The following is a 1,581-nucleotide window of genomic DNA, read 5'->3' as shown; positions in this document are numbered from 1 at the left end:
ATGTTCTAACTTGAAACTGGTGAAGCCGTCTTCATTCTCTGGCCATTCTACGCCTTCAGGACGCAACGCATGGCATGCACGCAATACATCGAGCAAATCCCAACGCGAGTTGCCGTTTTGCCAGCTCCACGCGTATGGGTCGATAAAGTTGCGATAACATGTATAACGCGTCACTTCGTCATCAAAACGAATGCTGTTGTAGCCTAGGCTGGTGGTTTTGGGTTTCGATAACTCGGCGTGAATCTTAGCAATGAACTCAGGCTCAGATAGGCCTTCTTGCATCGCCTTTTGCGGCGTAATACCCGTAATTAATGTGGCTTCCGGAGAAGGTAGATAATCAGCAGGAAGCTGGCAGTACATCACCAGAGGTTCGCCGATGATATTGAAGTTTTCATCTGTGCGAACACCAGCAAATTGGCTTGGACGATCTTTCGCGGGATTTGTACCCCAAGTCTCGTAGTCAAAGAAGAAAAAAGTGGGCTGATTATCTTGGTGCATTCTGCTTACCGTTTACGGAACCGATAAGAGTATTAGACCATTCAACGCCTTGACTAGCAACGAAAGATGCAAGGTGAAGTTGTGAAAATGAAAAAGCCGATGGCGAACCATCGGCTTGAAGTTTTGCATTTGTCTGCTTAGGCAGCAAATAAGGATTAGGCTTTCGTTTCTTCAAGAGCCGTTTCAGCTTCTGAGGACTTCAACACTCGGCTTGCAATGGTGCCTGCCGTCATTGAGCCAGAAACGTTCAGCGCAGTACGAGCCATATCAATCAGAGGTTCAATTGAGATCAAAAGTGCAGCGATCGTTACAGGCAAGCCCATTGCTGGAAGAACAATCAATGCCGCAAATGTTGCGCCGCCACCAACGCCCGCAATACCAAACGAGCTGATAGTAATGATCGCAATCAGAGAAAGAATGAAGTTTACGTCTAGTGGGTTAATACCCATTGTTGGGGCTACCATCACAGCTAGCATCGCAGGGTAGATACCCGCACAGCCATTCTGACCAATTGTTGCACCGAAAGAAGCAGATAGGTTCGCGATCGCTGGTGGCACATTGAGCTTGGTCACTTGCGCTTCAATATTCAATGGGATGGTTGCCGCCGAACTGCGAGAAGTGAACGCAAACGTCAATACAGGCCAAATTTTCTTGAAGTATTCAACAGGGCTAACGCCAACGAATGAAACCAAAATGCCGTGCACAACAAACATCAAACCAATAGCGACGTATGACGCGACGATAAAACCAAGTAGGTTTAGGATGTCGGATGCATTTGAGGTTGCTACCACTTTCGCCATCAATGCAGCAATACCGTAAGGTCTAAGCGCCATGATCATTTTTACTAAGCGCATAACGATAGATTGAGCCGCTTCAACAAACGTGCGAATTGGTGATTCCAATTCCTCTTTTTCCATCATTACTTTGCGAGCTGCAATACCAGTTAGTACACCAAAAATGACAACAGCAATGATTGAGGTTGAGCGTGCTCCCGTTAAGTCTGCAAATGGGTTTGTCGGAATAAAGCTTACTAGCATTTGTGGAATGGTTAGATCGCTTACTGTTCCCGCTCGGCTTTCAAGA

Annotated in this window: 2 protein-coding genes; both read right to left on the bottom strand. The window is 46.6% G+C overall.

Annotated features, from left to right (window positions below):
• A partial coding sequence (sbcB, locus tag R7O13_RS24010) for an exodeoxyribonuclease I (RefSeq protein WP_318304818.1) occupies positions 1–498 on the bottom strand: 498 nt, incomplete at its 3' end.
• A 155-nt stretch (positions 499–653) separates the two neighbouring features.
• Positions 654–1,581 (bottom strand): cation:dicarboxylate symporter family transporter (locus R7O13_RS24005; RefSeq protein WP_318304817.1); only part of this gene is annotated, 928 nt, incomplete at its 5' end.

The sequence above is a fragment of the Vibrio sp. Y176 genome (assembly GCF_033438945.1).
Note: the sequence above shows the minus strand (reverse complement) of the source record. Positions and strands in the feature narration are given on the sequence as shown.